Origin of the sequence: Clostridium sp., assembly GCF_029258205.1 — a bacterium.
Classification (GTDB): Bacteria; Bacillota; Clostridia; order Clostridiales; family Clostridiaceae; genus Sarcina.
In genome coordinates, this window is record NZ_JARHZJ010000062.1 from 1 (window position 1) to 15,688 (window position 15,688).

The 15,688-nt window shown below is 26.5% G+C and carries 13 protein-coding genes; 11 read left to right on the forward strand and 2 right to left on the reverse strand.

What is annotated here, in order from left to right:
* The coding region (locus Q1J60_RS08080) for a TVP38/TMEM64 family protein (protein ID WP_300260613.1) at window positions 1–680 on the forward strand (680 nt) is incomplete at its 5' end.
* Window positions 681–835: 155 nt separating this feature from the next.
* Here Q1J60_RS08080 and Q1J60_RS08085 read toward each other — a convergent pair.
* Window positions 836–2,302, reverse strand: a complete 1,467-nt coding sequence (locus Q1J60_RS08085; protein ID WP_300260616.1) for a helix-turn-helix domain-containing protein — start codon at window positions 2,300–2,302, stop codon at window positions 836–838.
* 350 nt (window positions 2,303–2,652) lie between these two features.
* Between Q1J60_RS08085 and Q1J60_RS08090 the strand changes: the two genes are divergently transcribed.
* From Q1J60_RS08090 to Q1J60_RS08125, 8 genes are all read left to right on the forward strand, one after another.
* Entirely contained in the window at window positions 2,653–4,230 is a 1,578-nt protein-coding gene (locus tag Q1J60_RS08090) for a thiol-activated cytolysin family protein (protein ID WP_423249124.1), read from the forward strand.
* Window positions 4,231–4,519: 289 nt separating this feature from the next.
* Window positions 4,520–5,551 (forward strand): PTS sugar transporter subunit IIC, encoded by a 1,032-nt coding sequence (locus Q1J60_RS08095; RefSeq protein WP_300260619.1) that lies wholly within the window; start codon window positions 4,520–4,522, stop codon window positions 5,549–5,551.
* 220 nt (window positions 5,552–5,771) lie between these two features.
* Window positions 5,772–6,230: a DIP1984 family protein gene (locus tag Q1J60_RS08100; RefSeq protein WP_300260621.1), complete on the forward strand. Its 459-nt coding sequence runs from the start codon at window positions 5,772–5,774 to the stop codon at window positions 6,228–6,230.
* Window positions 6,231–7,211: 981 nt separating this feature from the next.
* The gene (gene arcA / locus Q1J60_RS08105) at window positions 7,212–8,453 is read left to right on the forward strand and encodes an arginine deiminase (RefSeq protein WP_300260624.1); all 1,242 of its coding nucleotides are present in this window, start codon (window positions 7,212–7,214) and stop codon (window positions 8,451–8,453) included.
* Window positions 8,454–8,550: 97 nt separating this feature from the next.
* The gene (gene argF, locus Q1J60_RS08110; protein WP_110029759.1) at window positions 8,551–9,546 is read left to right on the forward strand and encodes an ornithine carbamoyltransferase; all 996 of its coding nucleotides are present in this window, start codon (window positions 8,551–8,553) and stop codon (window positions 9,544–9,546) included.
* A 144-nt stretch (window positions 9,547–9,690) separates the two neighbouring features.
* Window positions 9,691–11,127 carry an arginine-ornithine antiporter gene (arcD, locus tag Q1J60_RS08115; RefSeq protein ID WP_300260627.1) on the forward strand — a complete coding sequence of 479 codons (1,437 nt, stop codon included), beginning with the start codon at window positions 9,691–9,693 and terminating at the stop codon, window positions 11,125–11,127.
* Window positions 11,128–11,185: 58 nt separating this feature from the next.
* Window positions 11,186–12,130, forward strand: a complete 945-nt coding sequence (arcC, locus tag Q1J60_RS08120; protein ID WP_300260629.1) for a carbamate kinase — start codon at window positions 11,186–11,188, stop codon at window positions 12,128–12,130.
* A gap of 71 nt (window positions 12,131–12,201) precedes the next feature.
* Window positions 12,202–12,657 carry an arginine repressor gene (locus tag Q1J60_RS08125; protein ID WP_300260632.1) on the forward strand — a complete coding sequence of 152 codons (456 nt, stop codon included), beginning with the start codon at window positions 12,202–12,204 and terminating at the stop codon, window positions 12,655–12,657.
* A 270-nt stretch (window positions 12,658–12,927) separates the two neighbouring features.
* On the opposite strand, the gene mscL is transcribed toward Q1J60_RS08125, so the two are convergent.
* Window positions 12,928–13,374, reverse strand: coding sequence for a large conductance mechanosensitive channel protein MscL (gene mscL, locus Q1J60_RS08130; RefSeq protein ID WP_300260635.1), 447 nt, complete (start codon window positions 13,372–13,374; stop codon window positions 12,928–12,930).
* A gap of 448 nt (window positions 13,375–13,822) precedes the next feature.
* Here mscL and Q1J60_RS08135 point away from each other — a divergent pair, with 448 nt between their 5' ends.
* Both Q1J60_RS08135 and Q1J60_RS08140 read left to right on the forward strand, forming a co-directional pair.
* The gene (locus tag Q1J60_RS08135; RefSeq protein ID WP_300260638.1) at window positions 13,823–14,797 is read left to right on the forward strand and encodes an alpha/beta hydrolase; all 975 of its coding nucleotides are present in this window, start codon (window positions 13,823–13,825) and stop codon (window positions 14,795–14,797) included.
* Window positions 14,798–14,948: 151 nt separating this feature from the next.
* Window positions 14,949–15,617: an NAD(P)H-dependent oxidoreductase gene (locus tag Q1J60_RS08140; protein ID WP_300260641.1), complete on the forward strand. Its 669-nt coding sequence runs from the start codon at window positions 14,949–14,951 to the stop codon at window positions 15,615–15,617.
* The last annotated feature ends 71 nt before the right edge of the window (window positions 15,618–15,688 follow it).

The window sequence follows — 15,688 nt, forward strand, 5'->3', positions numbered from 1 at the left end:
TTATGAAGAAGAAGAGTTTAATAATTTTAAGTATAATAGTTTTAATATTTGTATGTATAACTCTTTATTTAACTAGAGAGCATATAATGGTTTTTTATAAATTAATTACTAATGGTGAAGTTGTAAAAGGTTATCTTGAAAGGTTTGGACCATGGGCAGCAGTAATATTTTTTGTGTTTCAAATATTACAGGTTGTTATATTCTTTATTCCAGGAGAGGTTATCCAAGCTGCTGGGGGATATATATTTGGAGCCTTAGGAGGAACTTTACTTTCTTTTTTTGGTATAGCAATTGGATCTGCTATATTATTTTATATATGTAAAAAGTTTGGAAAGAAGCTAGTACAAAGATTTGTGCCTAAGGATATGTATGATAAATTAGAAAAGATTTTAAATAGCCCTAAGTTTAAGCTTATATTGGTAATATTATTCTTTTTACCAGGGGCACCAAAAGATTCACTTATTATGGTTTGTGCATTAAGTAACATAACAATAGGACATTTTATAATATTCTCTATGATAGGAAGAATACCAGCCTTAGTTGCATCCTCTTTTATGGGAGCAAACTTAGCAGATGGGAATATTTTAGGGGTAATAATTATTGGGGCAATAGCCTTAATAGCTTGTGCTCTAGGTGTTATATTTAGAAAAGATGTCTTCAAGTACATGGAAAAACTTTAATATTTTATTTAAATGGAGATTTATAAAAATTCATATATAAGATTATAAAAATTTTATATAGTTTTTTATATAACTCCATTTTTTATTTATTATTAAATTTAAAACAGCTTGTCTCAAAAACACTAAAAGTTATTTTGAGACAAGCTGTTTTGTTTTTAATTTTCAAATTTAGTTTTTTCTATTTCATTTAGTATTTTAACAATATTATTTAAATCATATTGTATTGCTAAATTTGAAAATATATAAATATTATTATAATTTTTTTGTATGTACTTAGGATCAAAATTTGTAATTAAAAGATCATAGTTTTCTTTTTTATGTTCATTATAAACTTCAACAATAACATCAAATTTTCTTCTTAAAAATTTTCTTAAATAGTCAATGGTGGTGTTAAGAATTAAACTATCTATTCTAGATAAAATGCCTATAGTAAGGGAATGCTTTGACACCCCATTAAGATAATTTAAGGTTAATATTATACAAAGTTTAAAGTAATCTGGGTCAAATGAATATTTCATTTTATATAAAGAATTAATTTTAAATAATAAGTTATTAACAAATTTTTCTCTAGAATCACTTGTGAATTCATTTAAATAATAATTTGTAACAATTTTATTATTTGAATAAAAAATTCCCTTAAAGAAGTAACTTTTAAAGCATAAACTTAGTAAATGTAGTTTTAATTTATTATTAAAGTTACTTGGATGAGTAGTATATAAATTACTCATTTCATTAGTCATTAAAGAAAAAATCTTAAAAGGAGTATTTTTATTAACAGTAGAAAATTCTTTAATAACTTCATATGGTATTATATTAAAACTTAAAATAAAGCAAAGAGTAGAGTAAGCTAAGTATGTACTAGAGGATTTGCTTAATGAATCTTTTTCAAAGAAATTTTTAAGCTCTATAAAAATTTCAGTGTTTTCTAATATTCTTAAATTATTTTTTGTGAATTCATCAATAAAAAAGTCTTCAACAAAAAAATTTTTTCTTATCATTAAGATTTTTAGCCAAGTATATAAGGGATACTTTTCAATAATTTTTAGAGAAGTATTAAAAGTTTTTTCAATTACTTCAGTTATATTATGATTATCTGATACTACAGAAGATATATCTATTCTGTTATTCCAAAATAATAAATAATAAAAATAAGCTATTTGCAATTGAGAACCTGTAATTACATAGTTTTTAATAGATATATCAAACTCTTTTAGGATTAAATTACATTCCGATATTTTCCTATTTAAAGTGGATAAACTTATATTAAAATAATTACAAAGTTGTATTCCAGTAAATTTTTTTGTGTTTTTAATAAAGAAAAATTTTAAAAGTTTATATTTAAGAGAATTTTCTATATAACAAGTTGTTAAACAGTGAAGACTTATTCCAATATCATACTTCAAAAAAACAAAATCTTTTGAAGTATATATTTTTACTTTTGATTTATAACATTTATTTAATAAATCTTCAATTCTATTTATATGAGATTTCAGAGTTGGTAATGAAATATTTAATTCATTACATAAATTATTTTTACTTATTTTACCGTTATTTACATATACTTTTTTAAAAATTTTATATTGAATTTTCTCAGATGTTTCCAATAAATCTTCTTTAAACATATTTAAACCTTTCTATTTAAAATTTGTTTAATATATTACAAACTTTCCCAAGATGTCAAAGTATTTCGTCAATAAAATATGTAAATATTATATTTTAAAATATAACTTAAAAATACTGTTATTTCAACTAAATTGAAAAGATTAATATTAGTTAGATTTTTATTTAGTTTAAACATGATGTTTTAATAATTTATAAAATAAATTATATAAAAGTTTATATTAAATTAAAGATTATCTCTTAAATTTTAAGAAAAATAAAAAAAAATGAGATTAATTTAACAAAAAAATAAATTATTATTAATATAATAATTAGTTTCATTAAAATATTATCTGAGAGAGGACTGGTTTAAATGAAAAAGTTAAAGATAGTTTCAACAATACTAGCTATGTCATGTATTATTGGCGTAAGTCTTTTAAATACAGTTAATACTTTTGCTTCTGGGTTAAGTAGGAATGAGAATATTACAATACTAGAGAATGGTAAAAATGTTGTAAAATCAAGTGAAAAATTATCAAATACTACTAATCAAGAAAGTATTAACTCTGGAATTTTAGGTCTAAAATATAATAAGAATCAAGTTTTAGCCATAAATGGAGATACAATACAAAGCTTTGTTCCAAGAGAGGGTAAAAATGCAGGTGAAAAATTTATAGTTGTAGAGCGTAAGAAAAAATCACTTACAACATCACCAATAGATATTTCAATAATTGATTCTGTAAATGATCGTACATATCCAGGAGCATTACAACTTGCAGATGAGGCATTTGTTGATAATAGACCAACATTATTAACAGTAAAAAGAAAACCTATTAATCTTAGTATAGATTTACCAGGGTTAAAAGGGGAGAATACTGTTACAGTTGATAATCCAACTTATGGTAATGTATCTGGAGCTGTTGATGGATTAGTATCTAAATGGAATGAAAAATATTCATCTACTCATACTTTACCAGCAAGAACTCAATATTCAGAATCTATGGTTTATAGTAAATCACAAATATCAAGTGCACTTAATGTAAATTCTAAGATTCTTGAAAATTCACTTGGAATAGATTTTAATGCAGTAGCAAATAATGAGAAGAAGGTTATGGTTTTAGCATATAAGCAAATATTTTATACAGTAAGTGCAGCCTTACCTAATAATCCATCAGATCTTTTTGATGATAGTGTTACATTTAAGGAATTACAACAAAAAGGTGTAAGCAATGAAACTCCACCACTTATGGTTTCAAATGTGGCTTATGGAAGAACTATATATGTTAAGCTAGAAACAACATCTAATAGTAAAGATGTACAAGCTGCTTTTAAAGCTCTTATAAAGAACACTGATATAAAAAATAATCAACAATATAAAGATATTTATGAAAGTAGTTCATTTACAGCAGTAGTTCTAGGTGGAGATGCACAAGAACATAATAAAGTTGTGACTAAAGACTTTGATGAAATAAGAAAAGTAATCAAAGATAATGCAACTTATAGTACCAAAAACCCAGCATATCCAATATCATACACTAGTGTTTTCTTAAAGGATAATTCAGTCGCTGCTGTTCATAACAAAACAGATTATATAGAAACAACTTCTACAGAGTACTCTAAAGGAAAAATAAACTTAGATCATAGTGGGGCTTATGTTGCACAATTTGATGTATCATGGGATGAAGTTTCTTATGATGAAAAAGGAAATGAAGTTTTAACTCATAAGACATGGAATGAAAATTATAGAGATAAAACAGCTCATTTTTCTACTGAAATTCCTTTAAATGCTAATGCAAGAAATATAAGAATTAAAGCAAGAGAGTGTACAGGCCTTGCTTGGGATTGGTGGAGAACAGTTGTAAATGAGCAAAATGTGCCATTAACAAAAGATATAAAAGTTTCAATATGGGGAACTACACTATATCCTAGATCAAGTATTACTTACAATTAATCTAAAGTTAAAAACTGATTTTGGCTTATGTCAAAATCAGTTTTTTTATTAATAAGAATAAATAATATCATAGAAAGTTTAAAATGCAGTACATTTACAAAAAATCATAAATATCAGAATTTTTATTATATTAAAAATTATTTGACTTTTTTGTAAGTTAGTGTAAAATAATATCTGTAAATAAATTTAAGGTTAAAAAATTAATGGATAATAATTAAATTTTATTATAAATATACAATAAATAGTAAACGTTTAAAAGACGAGCTTTAAAAAATAGGGAGGGAAATTTATGCAAGTTTTAATCGGGGGAGGACTATTATTAATAGTTTTAGGAATGTTTACACTATTTAGTTACAAGGCACCACATGGAATGAAGGCTATGGGAGCATTGGCAGGAGCTGCCTGTGCAAGTTTTTTAGTTGAAGCATTTCATTCATCATTCTTTGGAAATGTTTTAGATATAGAATTTTTGAAGAAGGTTGGAGATGCTAATGGAAGCTTAGGAGGAGTTGCGGCTGCAATTCTTGTACCGTTAGCTTTAGGAGTTTCACCAGTTTATTCAGTTTTAATAGGACTATCATGTTCAGGATTAGGAATATTACCAGGATTTATAGCAGGTTATTTAATGTCATTTGTGGTTAAATTCTTAGAAGAGAAATTACCAAGTGGTTTAGATTTAATTGTAATAATAGTTGTGGCTACGCCTCTTACAAGAATAATAGGTGATCTTACATCACCAGTAGTTGATGCTACTTTATTAAAAATAGGACAAATTTTAATAGCTTCAGCAAATTCTAATCCAATAATAATGGGAATAATTCTTGGAGGAACTACAACTGTAGTTGCTACAGCACCTCTAAGTTCAATGGCCTTAACAGCTATGCTTGGACTAACAGGAGCACCAATGGCAATAGGAGCACTATCAGTTTTTGGATCATCTTTTTTAAACTTTGTATTATTCAAAAAAATGAAATTTGGAAGCAAGAAGGATACAATATCAGTTGCAATAGAACCATTAACGCAAGCTGATATAATAACTGCTAATCCTATTCCGATTTATGTAACTAACTTTATTGGCGGTGCTTTATGTGGAATTATTATAGTTTTAATGGGTCTTACTAATATGTCTCCAGGAACAGCTACTCCTATTGCTGGTTTCGCTGTAATGTTTGCGTACAATCCAGCTGTAAAGGTATTAATAGCTTCTCTAGGTTGTATAGCTGTAAGTATAGGTAGTGGATATATTGGTTATTTATTATTTAAAAATTACAAAATACGTACAGTAGACGAGATACGTGGAACTGCTTTAGAAGTAGAATAATTAAATATATATAATAAAAAGATGGTTATTTAAAACCATCTTTTTATTTTTATATATACTTAATAAGTTTTATCTGTATAATAAAAGTAAGTATTATATTTATCTTAATTATTACTGTATATTGTTATAAATATAAAATTAGCTTTCGTTTATTAGCTTAATATTAATTAAAAGGTATTTATTAAGCCGAGTTTAATAAAATTTTACTGGAGGAATTAAAATGAAATTAGCTGAGGCATTGATTTTAAGAGCAGATTTACAAAAAGAATTAATGAGTTTAAAAAATAGAATAAATCAAAACTTACTAGTTCAAGAAGGTGAAAAACCATCTGAGAACCCATATACACTATATGATGAGATACTATTAAAAGTAAGTGAGCTAGAGGGCTTAATTCTAAAGATTAATAAAACTAATAGCAATTACATAATGAGTAATAATGAAAGTATTTCTGATTTGATTGTAAAAAGAGATATTCTTGGAAAGAAGATAAGTATATTAAAAGAAATAGCTAATGAAGCTACAGTAAAAGTAAATAGATATTCTCAAACTGAAATAAAAATATTTTCTACAATGAAGGTGGACCAATTACAAATAGAAATAAATAAATATTCTAAGGAATATAGAGAGCTTGATACTAAACTACAGGGCTTAAATTGGACTATAGATTTAATTGATTAAATATTTAATGTTGGTAGCTTTTATTAAGGAGGTCATAAATCCTAACCTAGGAAAAAAGGTAATTATGTTATATATGTATCTAGGAGCAGATACTTATTTTATAATTTATGCTCAAACAAATTACATGGGTACTATTTAAAAATTATAATTTACAACCATATGACTATTAATAACAAGTGAGGATGGGGCAAGGGGATATAACTTAAAGAAAATAGAGCTATGATATTTTATAGAAATTATAGCTTTATTTTTTATTTTAAATTGCAATTTTATTTTCTTTAAATAAAGAAAATAAAAGATAATTAAAGTTAATACATAGCTTTTTTATATAATTTTATTCTAAAAATTCATTTCTAAATTATTTTATCTTATTAATAATTTCCTAAATTTAAGTAGAAAAAAATATTTTGCAAAGAACTTTGATCTTTAGTTATGATTAATATTTAATGAGTAAAAGTTTTAGTAATAGTTTATTCCTGTTATATTTCTAAATAAAACCTTTATAAGATAAAAAATGATACTGAATATTTTTAGTCAAAGTTGAATTTTTTATATGAAACAGGCTTGACTATTTTAAATTTTTACTGGAAATTAGACTAAAGAAATATAGCTTTTATTGTTTATAAAAATAAGAATTTATAAAAAAAGTAAGAAAAATTTGAAATATTTATACTAAATTTAGAGTTGAATTTAGTATAAATAGAACTTAAAATTAAAATTTTTTAAAAATATTATTCATTGATTATGCATGATATATTCAGTTAAAACTAATTATTAATATTAATTGCAATACGTGTATTTTACAAAAATCTCTTAATTAACCAATTTATTATATGGTATTTTTTTGAATAAAAATTAAAGTTAATATGCAATAATTTCCATGTGGTGCTCTTGTAATCGTTTTGCTAAGGGTGTATAACATAGGTGTGGGAAGGACAACGACCTATAAATATTAAGATACAGAGGAAGGAAGGGTATATTATGAGAGATGACAGAGCATTAAATGTTACTTCTGAAATCGGAAGATTAAAAACAGTTCTATTACATAGACCTGGAGAAGAAATTGAAAACTTAACACCAGATCTATTAGATAGATTATTATTTGATGACATTCCATACTTAAAAGTTGCAAGAGAAGAACATGATGCTTTTGCACAAACTTTAAGAGAAGCAGGTGTAGAGGTGCTTTATTTAGAAGTTCTTGCTGCTGAAGCAATAGGAATTAGTGATGAGGTTAAACAAAAATTTATAAGTGAATTTATTGATGAGGCTGGAGTTGAAAGCGAAAGATTAAAAGAATCATTAATAGAATACTTCAACTCATTTAGTGATAATAAATTAATGGTTGATAAGATGATGGCTGGGGTAAGAAAGGAAGAACTTAAAGATTACAATAGAGAATCATTATATGACCAAGTAAATAATGTATATCCATTTGTATGTGATCCAATGCCAAATCTTTATTTTACAAGAGATCCATTTGCAACAATTGGACATGGTATTACATTAAACCATATGAGAACAGATACAAGAAATAGAGAAACAATATTTGCTAAATATATATTTAGATATCATCCAAGATTTGAAGGAAAGGATATCCCATTCTGGTTCAACAGAGATGAAAAGACTTCTCTTGAAGGTGGAGATGAATTAATACTTTCAAAAGAAATTTTAGCAGTTGGTATATCACAAAGAACTGATTCAGCATCAGTTGAAAAATTAGCTAAAAAGCTACTTTACTATCCAGATACAAACTTTAAAACTGTATTAGCATTTAAAATACCAGTATCAAGAGCATTTATGCATTTAGATACAGTATTTACTCAAGTAGATTATGATAAATTTACAGTTCATCCTGGTATAGTAGGACCTTTAGAAGTTTATGCATTAACTAAAGATCCGGAAAATGATGGACAACTACTTGTCACAGAAGAAGTTGATACTTTAGAAAATATATTAAAGAAATACTTAAAGAGAGATATTAAATTAATAAAATGTGGTGGCGGAGATGAAATAATAGCAGCTAGAGAACAGTGGAACGATGGTTCAAATACACTTGCTATTGCTCCAGGAGAAGTTATAGTTTATTCAAGAAACTATGTAACTAATGCAATATTAGAAAAAGAAGGAATCAAATTACACGTTATACCTTCATCTGAATTATCAAGAGGTAGAGGTGGCCCTAGATGTATGTCAATGCCTCTAATAAGAGAAGATTTATAGAATAATACTTAATATATTTTAAAGAATTTAAGAAAAATAAAATTCAAATCTTTTTTAAGAAATAAATAAAAATATTGAATATTAGGAGGAATTAAACATGGCAGTTAATTTAAAAGGAAGAAGCTTTTTAACATTAAAAGACTTTACACCAGCAGAAATCAGATATTTATTAGATCTTTCTCATGACTTAAAAGCTAAAAAAAGAGCTGGAATATTAGGAGATAGCTTAAAAGGAAAAAATGTAGTTTTACTATTTGAAAAAACTTCAACTAGAACAAGATGTGCTTTTGAATGTGGAGCTGCTGAAGAAGGTGCTCATGTAACATTTTTAACTAACTCACAAATGGGTAAAAAAGAATCAATAGAAGACACTGCAAAAGTTCTTGGAAGAATGTATGATGGTATTGAATTTAGAGGATTCAAACAATCAACTGTTGAAGAATTAGCTAAACATGCAGGAGTTCCAGTTTGGAATGGATTAACTGATGCTGATCATCCAACTCAAATATTAGCAGACTTCTTAACAATAGAAGAACATGCACATAAACCATTAAGTGAAATAAAATTAGTATTTACTGGTGATACAAGAAATAACATGAGTTATGCACTAATGTATGGTGCAGCTAAGATGGGAATGCACTTTGTAGCTCTTGGACCAGATAGTTTAAAACCAGATGAAGATATTCTTAAAGAAATGCAAGAATATTCAAAAGAAACTGGAGCAACTATAGAATTTAGTTCAAATGTTGATGAAGCAGTTAAAGATGCAGATGTTATATATACTGATATTTGGGTATCAATGGGTGAAGATGAAAGCTTATATCCAGAAAGAGTTAAACTATTAACTCCATATAAAGTAACTAGAGAAATGATGAATAAAACAGGAAATAAAAATACTTTATTCATGCACTGTCTACCATCATTCCATGATGAAGATACAGAAGTATGTAAAGATATGATGGATAGATTAGGTCTTGATATAAGAGAAGTTGAAGATGAAGTATTTAGAAGTAAAAATTCAGTTGTATTTGATGAAGCTGAAAACAGAATGCATACAATCAAAGCAGTAATGGTAGCAACTGCTGGAAGATAATAAATTTTCTTAAGGGGCTGTATTTATAATATTATCTAAGGAATAATTAGCATTTAAATTATTTAATTTTAATAACTGAATTTTCCTTTCATTATATTATAAATTCTGCCCTGTTTTTAATAAGATGAAAGTTGGTGAAGTTATATGGAAGAACAACATAATGAGCCAAAAAAATTAGGGTTTGCTCAATTGGCAGCATTAATAGTTGGTTCTATGATTGGTGGTGGAGCTTTCAATCTTCCATCAGATATGGCGAGGGGAGCTGGTACTGGGGCAGTTATAATAGGATGGATTATAACTGGTATTGGTATGATAGCTTTGGCATTTGTTTATCAATCATTAGCTAATAGAAAACCTGAATTAACAGGTGGTGTTTATAGTTATGCAAAAGCTGGATTTGGAGAATATATAGGATTCAATTCAGCTTGGGGATATTGGTTAAGTGCATGGATAGGAAATGTATCTTATTCAGTACTTTTATTTGGAGCAGTAGGTTATTTTTTACCTATATTTGGAGCGGGAAATAATGTAGCATCTATTATTGGTGCATCAGTATTGCTTTGGGCATTTACACTTCTAATATTAAATGGAGTAAGTGGAGCTGCACTTATAAATCTTATAACTACTATAGCTAAGTTAGTTCCAATATTTTTATTTATAATTATCTCATTATTTATGTTTAATTTTGATAAATTTACTTTCCAATTTTGGGGTACAGGTGATTTGGGAGGAATTGTTACACAGGTAAAGAGTACTATGTTAGTAACACTATGGTGCTTCATTGGAATTGAAGGGGCTGTAGTTGTTTCTGGAAGAGCTAAGAAACAAAGTGATGTAGGTAAGGCGACAGTACTTGGTCTTATAGGAACATTAATAATATATATGTTAATAACATTAATGTCACTTGGAGTTATGGACAGAGTGAGACTTTCAGGACTTGAAAATCCATCAATGGCGTATGTTCTTGAGTTTGCAGTTGGTAAATGGGGAGCAGTTCTTATTAATTTAGGATTAATAATTTCATTATTTGGATCACTTCTTGGATGGGCATTACTTGCAGCAGAAATTCCTTATGTAGCAGCAAAGGATGGTGTATTACCTAAAGTATTTGCTAAATTAAATAAAAAAGGAACACCAAGTGGTTCATTAATAATAACTAATTTATTAGTGCAAGCATTTCTTATATTAACACTAGTAGCAAGCAGTACTTATCAAGCTTTATACTCAGTAGCTAGTACAGCTATATTGGTACCATATCTTTTAAGTGCTATGTATGGATTTAAGCTAGCACTAACAGGTGAAACTTACGATAAAGATCCTACAGGAAGAACCAGAGATAAAATTTTCGGTGGAATAGCAACAGTTTATGCTATATGGCTTTGTTATGCAGCAGGACTTAAGTATTTATTATTATGTTTCATATTATATGCAGTTGGAATTATATTCTTCTACATTGGTAAAAAACAGAATAATAAAAATGATGTTGTGTTTGTAGGAAAAGAAAAAATACTAGCAATAATTGTTTTAGTTATAGCAATTATTGCAATAGTAATGTTATTTAATGGAACAATAACTATTTAGATATAAGAATAAAATTAAAATTAAATAGATCGGGAGAAATATAAAGGAGGAAAAGACTATGAAAATTGTTTTAGCATTAGGCGGAAACGCATTACAAAAAGATTCAAAAGATAAAAGCGCAGAAGGTCAATTAGAGACATGTAGACAAACAGCTGTTTCAGTAGCTGATTTAATAGAAGATGGACATGAAGTATCAATAGTACATGGAAATGGACCACAAGTTGGACAAATATTAGCTAGCGTTGAATTAGCTCATCAAGTTGATAATGGAAACCCATTATTTCCATTTGATGTAGTTGGTGCTTTTTCAGAAGGGTATATCGGTTATCATCTTCAAAATGCTATTAGAGAAGAATTATTAAAAAGAGGGATAAAAAAATCAGTAGATACAATTACAACTCAAGTAATAGTTGATAAAAATGATCCTGGTTTTAAAAATCCGACTAAACCAATAGGCTCTTTTTATTCAAAAGATGAAGCAGAAAAGTTAGAAAAAGATAAAGGATATACTATGAAAGAAGATGCTGGTAGAGGATATAGAAGAGTAGTGGCTTCACCAAAACCGATAGATATAGTAGAAAAAGAAGCTATAAAAACTATGGTAGATAGTGGATTTATTGTAATAGCTTGCGGAGGTGGTGGAATACCTGTAGTAGAGGATGGAAATAGACTTGAAGGAGTTCCTGCAGTTATAGATAAGGATTTTGCAGCTGAAAAATTAGCTGAAATATTAGATGCAGATGCATTATTAATATTAACAGCAGTTGATAGAGTTTGTGTGAACTTTAATAAACCAGATCAAAAGGCTTTAAAAGAAATTAATTTAGAAGAAGTAGACAAATATATAAAAGAAGGTCAATTTGCACCAGGAAGCATGCTTCCAAAGGTTGAAGCTTGTAAAAAGTTTGTATTAAGTGGAGATAAAAAAGTAGCTATAATTGCATCTTTAGTTAATGCTAAATCAGCCTTAAGAGGAGAGTCAGGAACAAAAATAATTAAATAAAATTGCATATATATTAATTTTATTGTTTATATAGTATACATATAGGGTTAAAGGGTAGCAAAGGAGATACTATGAGTAATTTAGAGAAATCTTTAAGACATGAAGCAATATTAGATATAATAGAGAATAAATGTATCTGTAAACAAGAAGAATTAATAATTGAATTAAAAGAATGTGGAATAAATGTAACTCAAGCTACTTTATCAAGAGATCTTCATGAGATGAATATAATTAGAAAGAGTTTTGAAAATCATGAGCATATATATATTATTACTAAGGAAGATAAGTTTACAAAAAAGTTTAAAAGTATATTTAAGAGCTCTGTAAGAAGTATATATATGCAAGAATATTTGATATCAGTTAATACCTTAGATGGTATGGCTAGTTTGATTGGAGAATTTATAGACAGGCTTGATGACGGAAGAATAGCTGGAACAGTAGCAAAAAAAAATCATATTCTAGTTTTATGTAGAAGTATTAATGCTACTCAACAGATATTAAAAGAATTAGATTCCTTAAGATTATAATTTAAAGTAATTAATTCTATAAAGAGTTAAGAATAAATATTAATACCTTAAATGTTGAATTGTATAAAAGTCCATAGACTAAAGTATTTTATATTTTTTAAACTTAATAATATTAAGAAATATAAATATGTTTAGTTGAAAAAATTTTTTAAATAATTGCCTAAAAGATGAATCACAGTCAATTGATGTGTTTTATTTAGAAATACATCAATTGACTGTGATATTTTTTTGTTAAACTAACTGATAAAATATTTAAATTTGATTATTAGCTTATTCTAAAAGAGATGTACAATTAGGACATCTAGTAGCCTTTATGTCTATTTTAGTATAGCAATAAGGACAATCTTTTTTTGTAGATTTCACTTTAACTTCCTCTTTTTTCTTAGTGAAGTTTTTAAGCTTATTTATTTGTTTTATTACTATAAATATAGAAAATGATATTATTAAAAAGTTAATTAAGTTATTTAAAAATAGTCCGTAATTTATAGTAGCTGCACCAGTTTGTTTAGCTTCGTGTAATGAATTAAAGTGTTGTCCACTTAAATTTATGTACAAGTTAGAGAAATCAACTTTCCCAACTAATCTACCAACTATAGGCATTATAATATCATTTACTAATGAAGTTACAATTTTTCCGAAAGCTCCACCTATAACAACACCAATAGATAAATCTATTACATTTCCTTTCATGGCGAATTCCTTAAATTCTTTCCACATATTACTTCCTCCTTTTAAATTTAATATGAGTTTATAAGAACTAATTTAATAAAAATTAATTTATATATGAAAATAAAAAATTGTCAAAAGAATAAACAAATTGTAGCGGATATAGGTATTTAAATTCAATTAATAATCATTTATATTAAAATTATCCTAAAAGCGTATTTATAGAAAATACTAAATATAGATTTTATATTATGTAATAATATAGAATCTATACATTATATAAAGTTATTTATTATTATTTATTTTACATATAGTTTTTTATAATTAAGTGGAAATGTTTTAAGTTTTTTACTAAACAAATAAAAGTTATTTTACCTTTAAGATGATAAAAAAGTAAAAAGAAAAATTTAAAATTAATTCATTATGTAATACAATAAAGATGTATTTTGTTAGGAAGAAAATATATTATAAGTAAAAAAAACTTAAGAAGGTGATTAGTATGTGGTTTAACAAATTATATATAGTTACTATAGAATTGTTATCAGGTATTTTGGAAAAAGTAGCTAAATGTAATTTAGCATCTAAAATTTATAAAACAGTTTTTCAATTAGGAGTTTTTCCAAAGCCAAAGAACTTTAGTGAGATATCTAGAAATTTAATAGTAGAGAAAGATATAATTTATAAATCATCAATTTTAGATGGGAATAAGTTAGACATATATTATCCTAAAAAGCTTAATAAAAAGCTGTCTGTCTTAATGTGGATACATGGTGGTGGATACATAGCTAATAGTAAAGAGACTGTTAAAAACTATATGATGGCTTTAGCTAATAAAGGATTTCTTGTATTTAACATAGATTATGCCTTAGCTCCAAAGTATAAATATCCAAGTCAAATAATTCAATGTAATGAAGCTTTAAAATACGTCTTTGAAAATGCAGAGAAGTTTAATGGAGATAGAGAGAATATTTTTATTGGAGGAGATTCTGCTGGATCTCAGATGGCTAGTCAGTTAGCTGCAATTATAAGTAATGAAAATTTATCTAATAAAATGAATTTAAAACCAAGTATAAAAAATAAGTTTTTAAGAGGAGTAATATTATTTTGTGGATTATACAATATGGATACTCTTAGAGCAACTGAATTTCCTGGTATTAAAACTTATATGGAAGCATTAACTGGATATAGTGATTTTGAAAATTACGAAAGAATAGATGAACTAGCTACTATTAAATATATAACTCCTAATTATCCAAATACATTTATAACAGTTGGTGATATTGATCCTTTTGTTAATCAAGGAAAAGAGTTAGCGTCTTCCTTAAGAGCTTTAGGAGTTACTGTGGGTTCAAAATTTTTTGAAAATAGAGGATTATGGCATGAATACCAATTTAAATTTTCAATTCCAGAAGCGAGAGAAACATTTAAAAGTGTGATTAAATTTTTGAATGATAATAGTAAAAGTAGCGATTAAGTTTACTTTTAATTACCAGAGCTTTCATAAGAGGAAACTCATTTAAGTTATATAATATATTATACAATTATTGATAAAATAATAATATCTTAATAATTAGGAAATAATAACATTAAATAAACATAATAAATATAAATAGGAGGACATAACAATGAAAATGAATAGAAAAGATATTATAGATATTTTTAATTTTAGATTTGCTACAAAGGAATTTACAGGAGAAATAATACCTAAAGAGGATATGGAGATGATTGCTGAAACAGCTAGATTATCACCAAGTTCATTTGGATTAGAACCTTGGAAGTTTATTATTGTAGAAAATAAGGAATTAATTAAAGAAATTTCAGAGGTATCTTGGGGATTACAAAGACAAGCTTCAACAACAAGTCATATTGTAATTGCCTTAACAAAGTCAGGACGTGAAGTTAAATATGATTCAGATTATATTAGAAACCTTTGGATTAATACAAAGGGTGTTTCAGAAGAGGTTTTTCAAGGAATAAAAGATGTATTAAAAAACTTCCAAGTTGGAAAGTTAGAAGCTGATGAAACAAATGAAAAATTGCTTGAGTGGTCAAAAAGACAAACTTATATAGCATTAGGAAATATGATGACGGCAGCTGCTATGAGAGAAATAGATTCATGTGCTATTGAGGGATTTGATAAAGAAAAAGTAGAAGAGATATTAGTTAGAAAAGGTATTTTAGATAAAGATAAATATGAACTAACATATTTAATAGCCTTTGGATATAGAAAAGAAGATCCTAACAGAAAGAAATCAAGACTTCCAAAAAATGAAGTGATTCAATGGATAGAATAAGGTAGATAAATTTATTTTATAAATTAAAAGGGTTTGCATTAAAAATTATTTTGATACAAATTCTTTTTTTT

Excerpts from the sequence above, each read along its gene's own strand:
- arcD (WP_300260627.1), top strand. The coding sequence starts at position 9,691 with ATGGAAGAACAACATAATGAGCCAAAAAAATTAGGGTTTGCTCAATTG.
- Q1J60_RS08135 (WP_300260638.1), top strand. The coding sequence starts at position 13,823 with ATGTGGTTTAACAAATTATATATAGTTACTATAGAATTGTTATCAGGT.
- Q1J60_RS08085 (WP_300260616.1), bottom strand. The coding sequence starts at position 2,302 with ATGTTTAAAGAAGATTTATTGGAAACATCTGAGAAAATTCAATATAAA.
- mscL (WP_300260635.1), bottom strand. The coding sequence starts at position 13,374 with ATGTGGAAAGAATTTAAGGAATTCGCCATGAAAGGAAATGTAATAGAT.
- Q1J60_RS08095 (WP_300260619.1), top strand. The coding sequence starts at position 4,520 with ATGCAAGTTTTAATCGGGGGAGGACTATTATTAATAGTTTTAGGAATG.
- arcA (WP_300260624.1), top strand. The coding sequence starts at position 7,212 with ATGAGAGATGACAGAGCATTAAATGTTACTTCTGAAATCGGAAGATTA.
- argF (WP_110029759.1), top strand. The coding sequence starts at position 8,551 with ATGGCAGTTAATTTAAAAGGAAGAAGCTTTTTAACATTAAAAGACTTT.
- Q1J60_RS08125 (WP_300260632.1), top strand. The coding sequence starts at position 12,202 with ATGAGTAATTTAGAGAAATCTTTAAGACATGAAGCAATATTAGATATA.
- arcC (WP_300260629.1), top strand. The coding sequence starts at position 11,186 with ATGAAAATTGTTTTAGCATTAGGCGGAAACGCATTACAAAAAGATTCA.
- Q1J60_RS08090 (WP_423249124.1), top strand. The coding sequence starts at position 2,653 with ATGAAAAAGTTAAAGATAGTTTCAACAATACTAGCTATGTCATGTATT.
- Q1J60_RS08100 (WP_300260621.1), top strand. The coding sequence starts at position 5,772 with ATGAAATTAGCTGAGGCATTGATTTTAAGAGCAGATTTACAAAAAGAA.
- Q1J60_RS08140 (WP_300260641.1), top strand. The coding sequence starts at position 14,949 with ATGAAAATGAATAGAAAAGATATTATAGATATTTTTAATTTTAGATTT.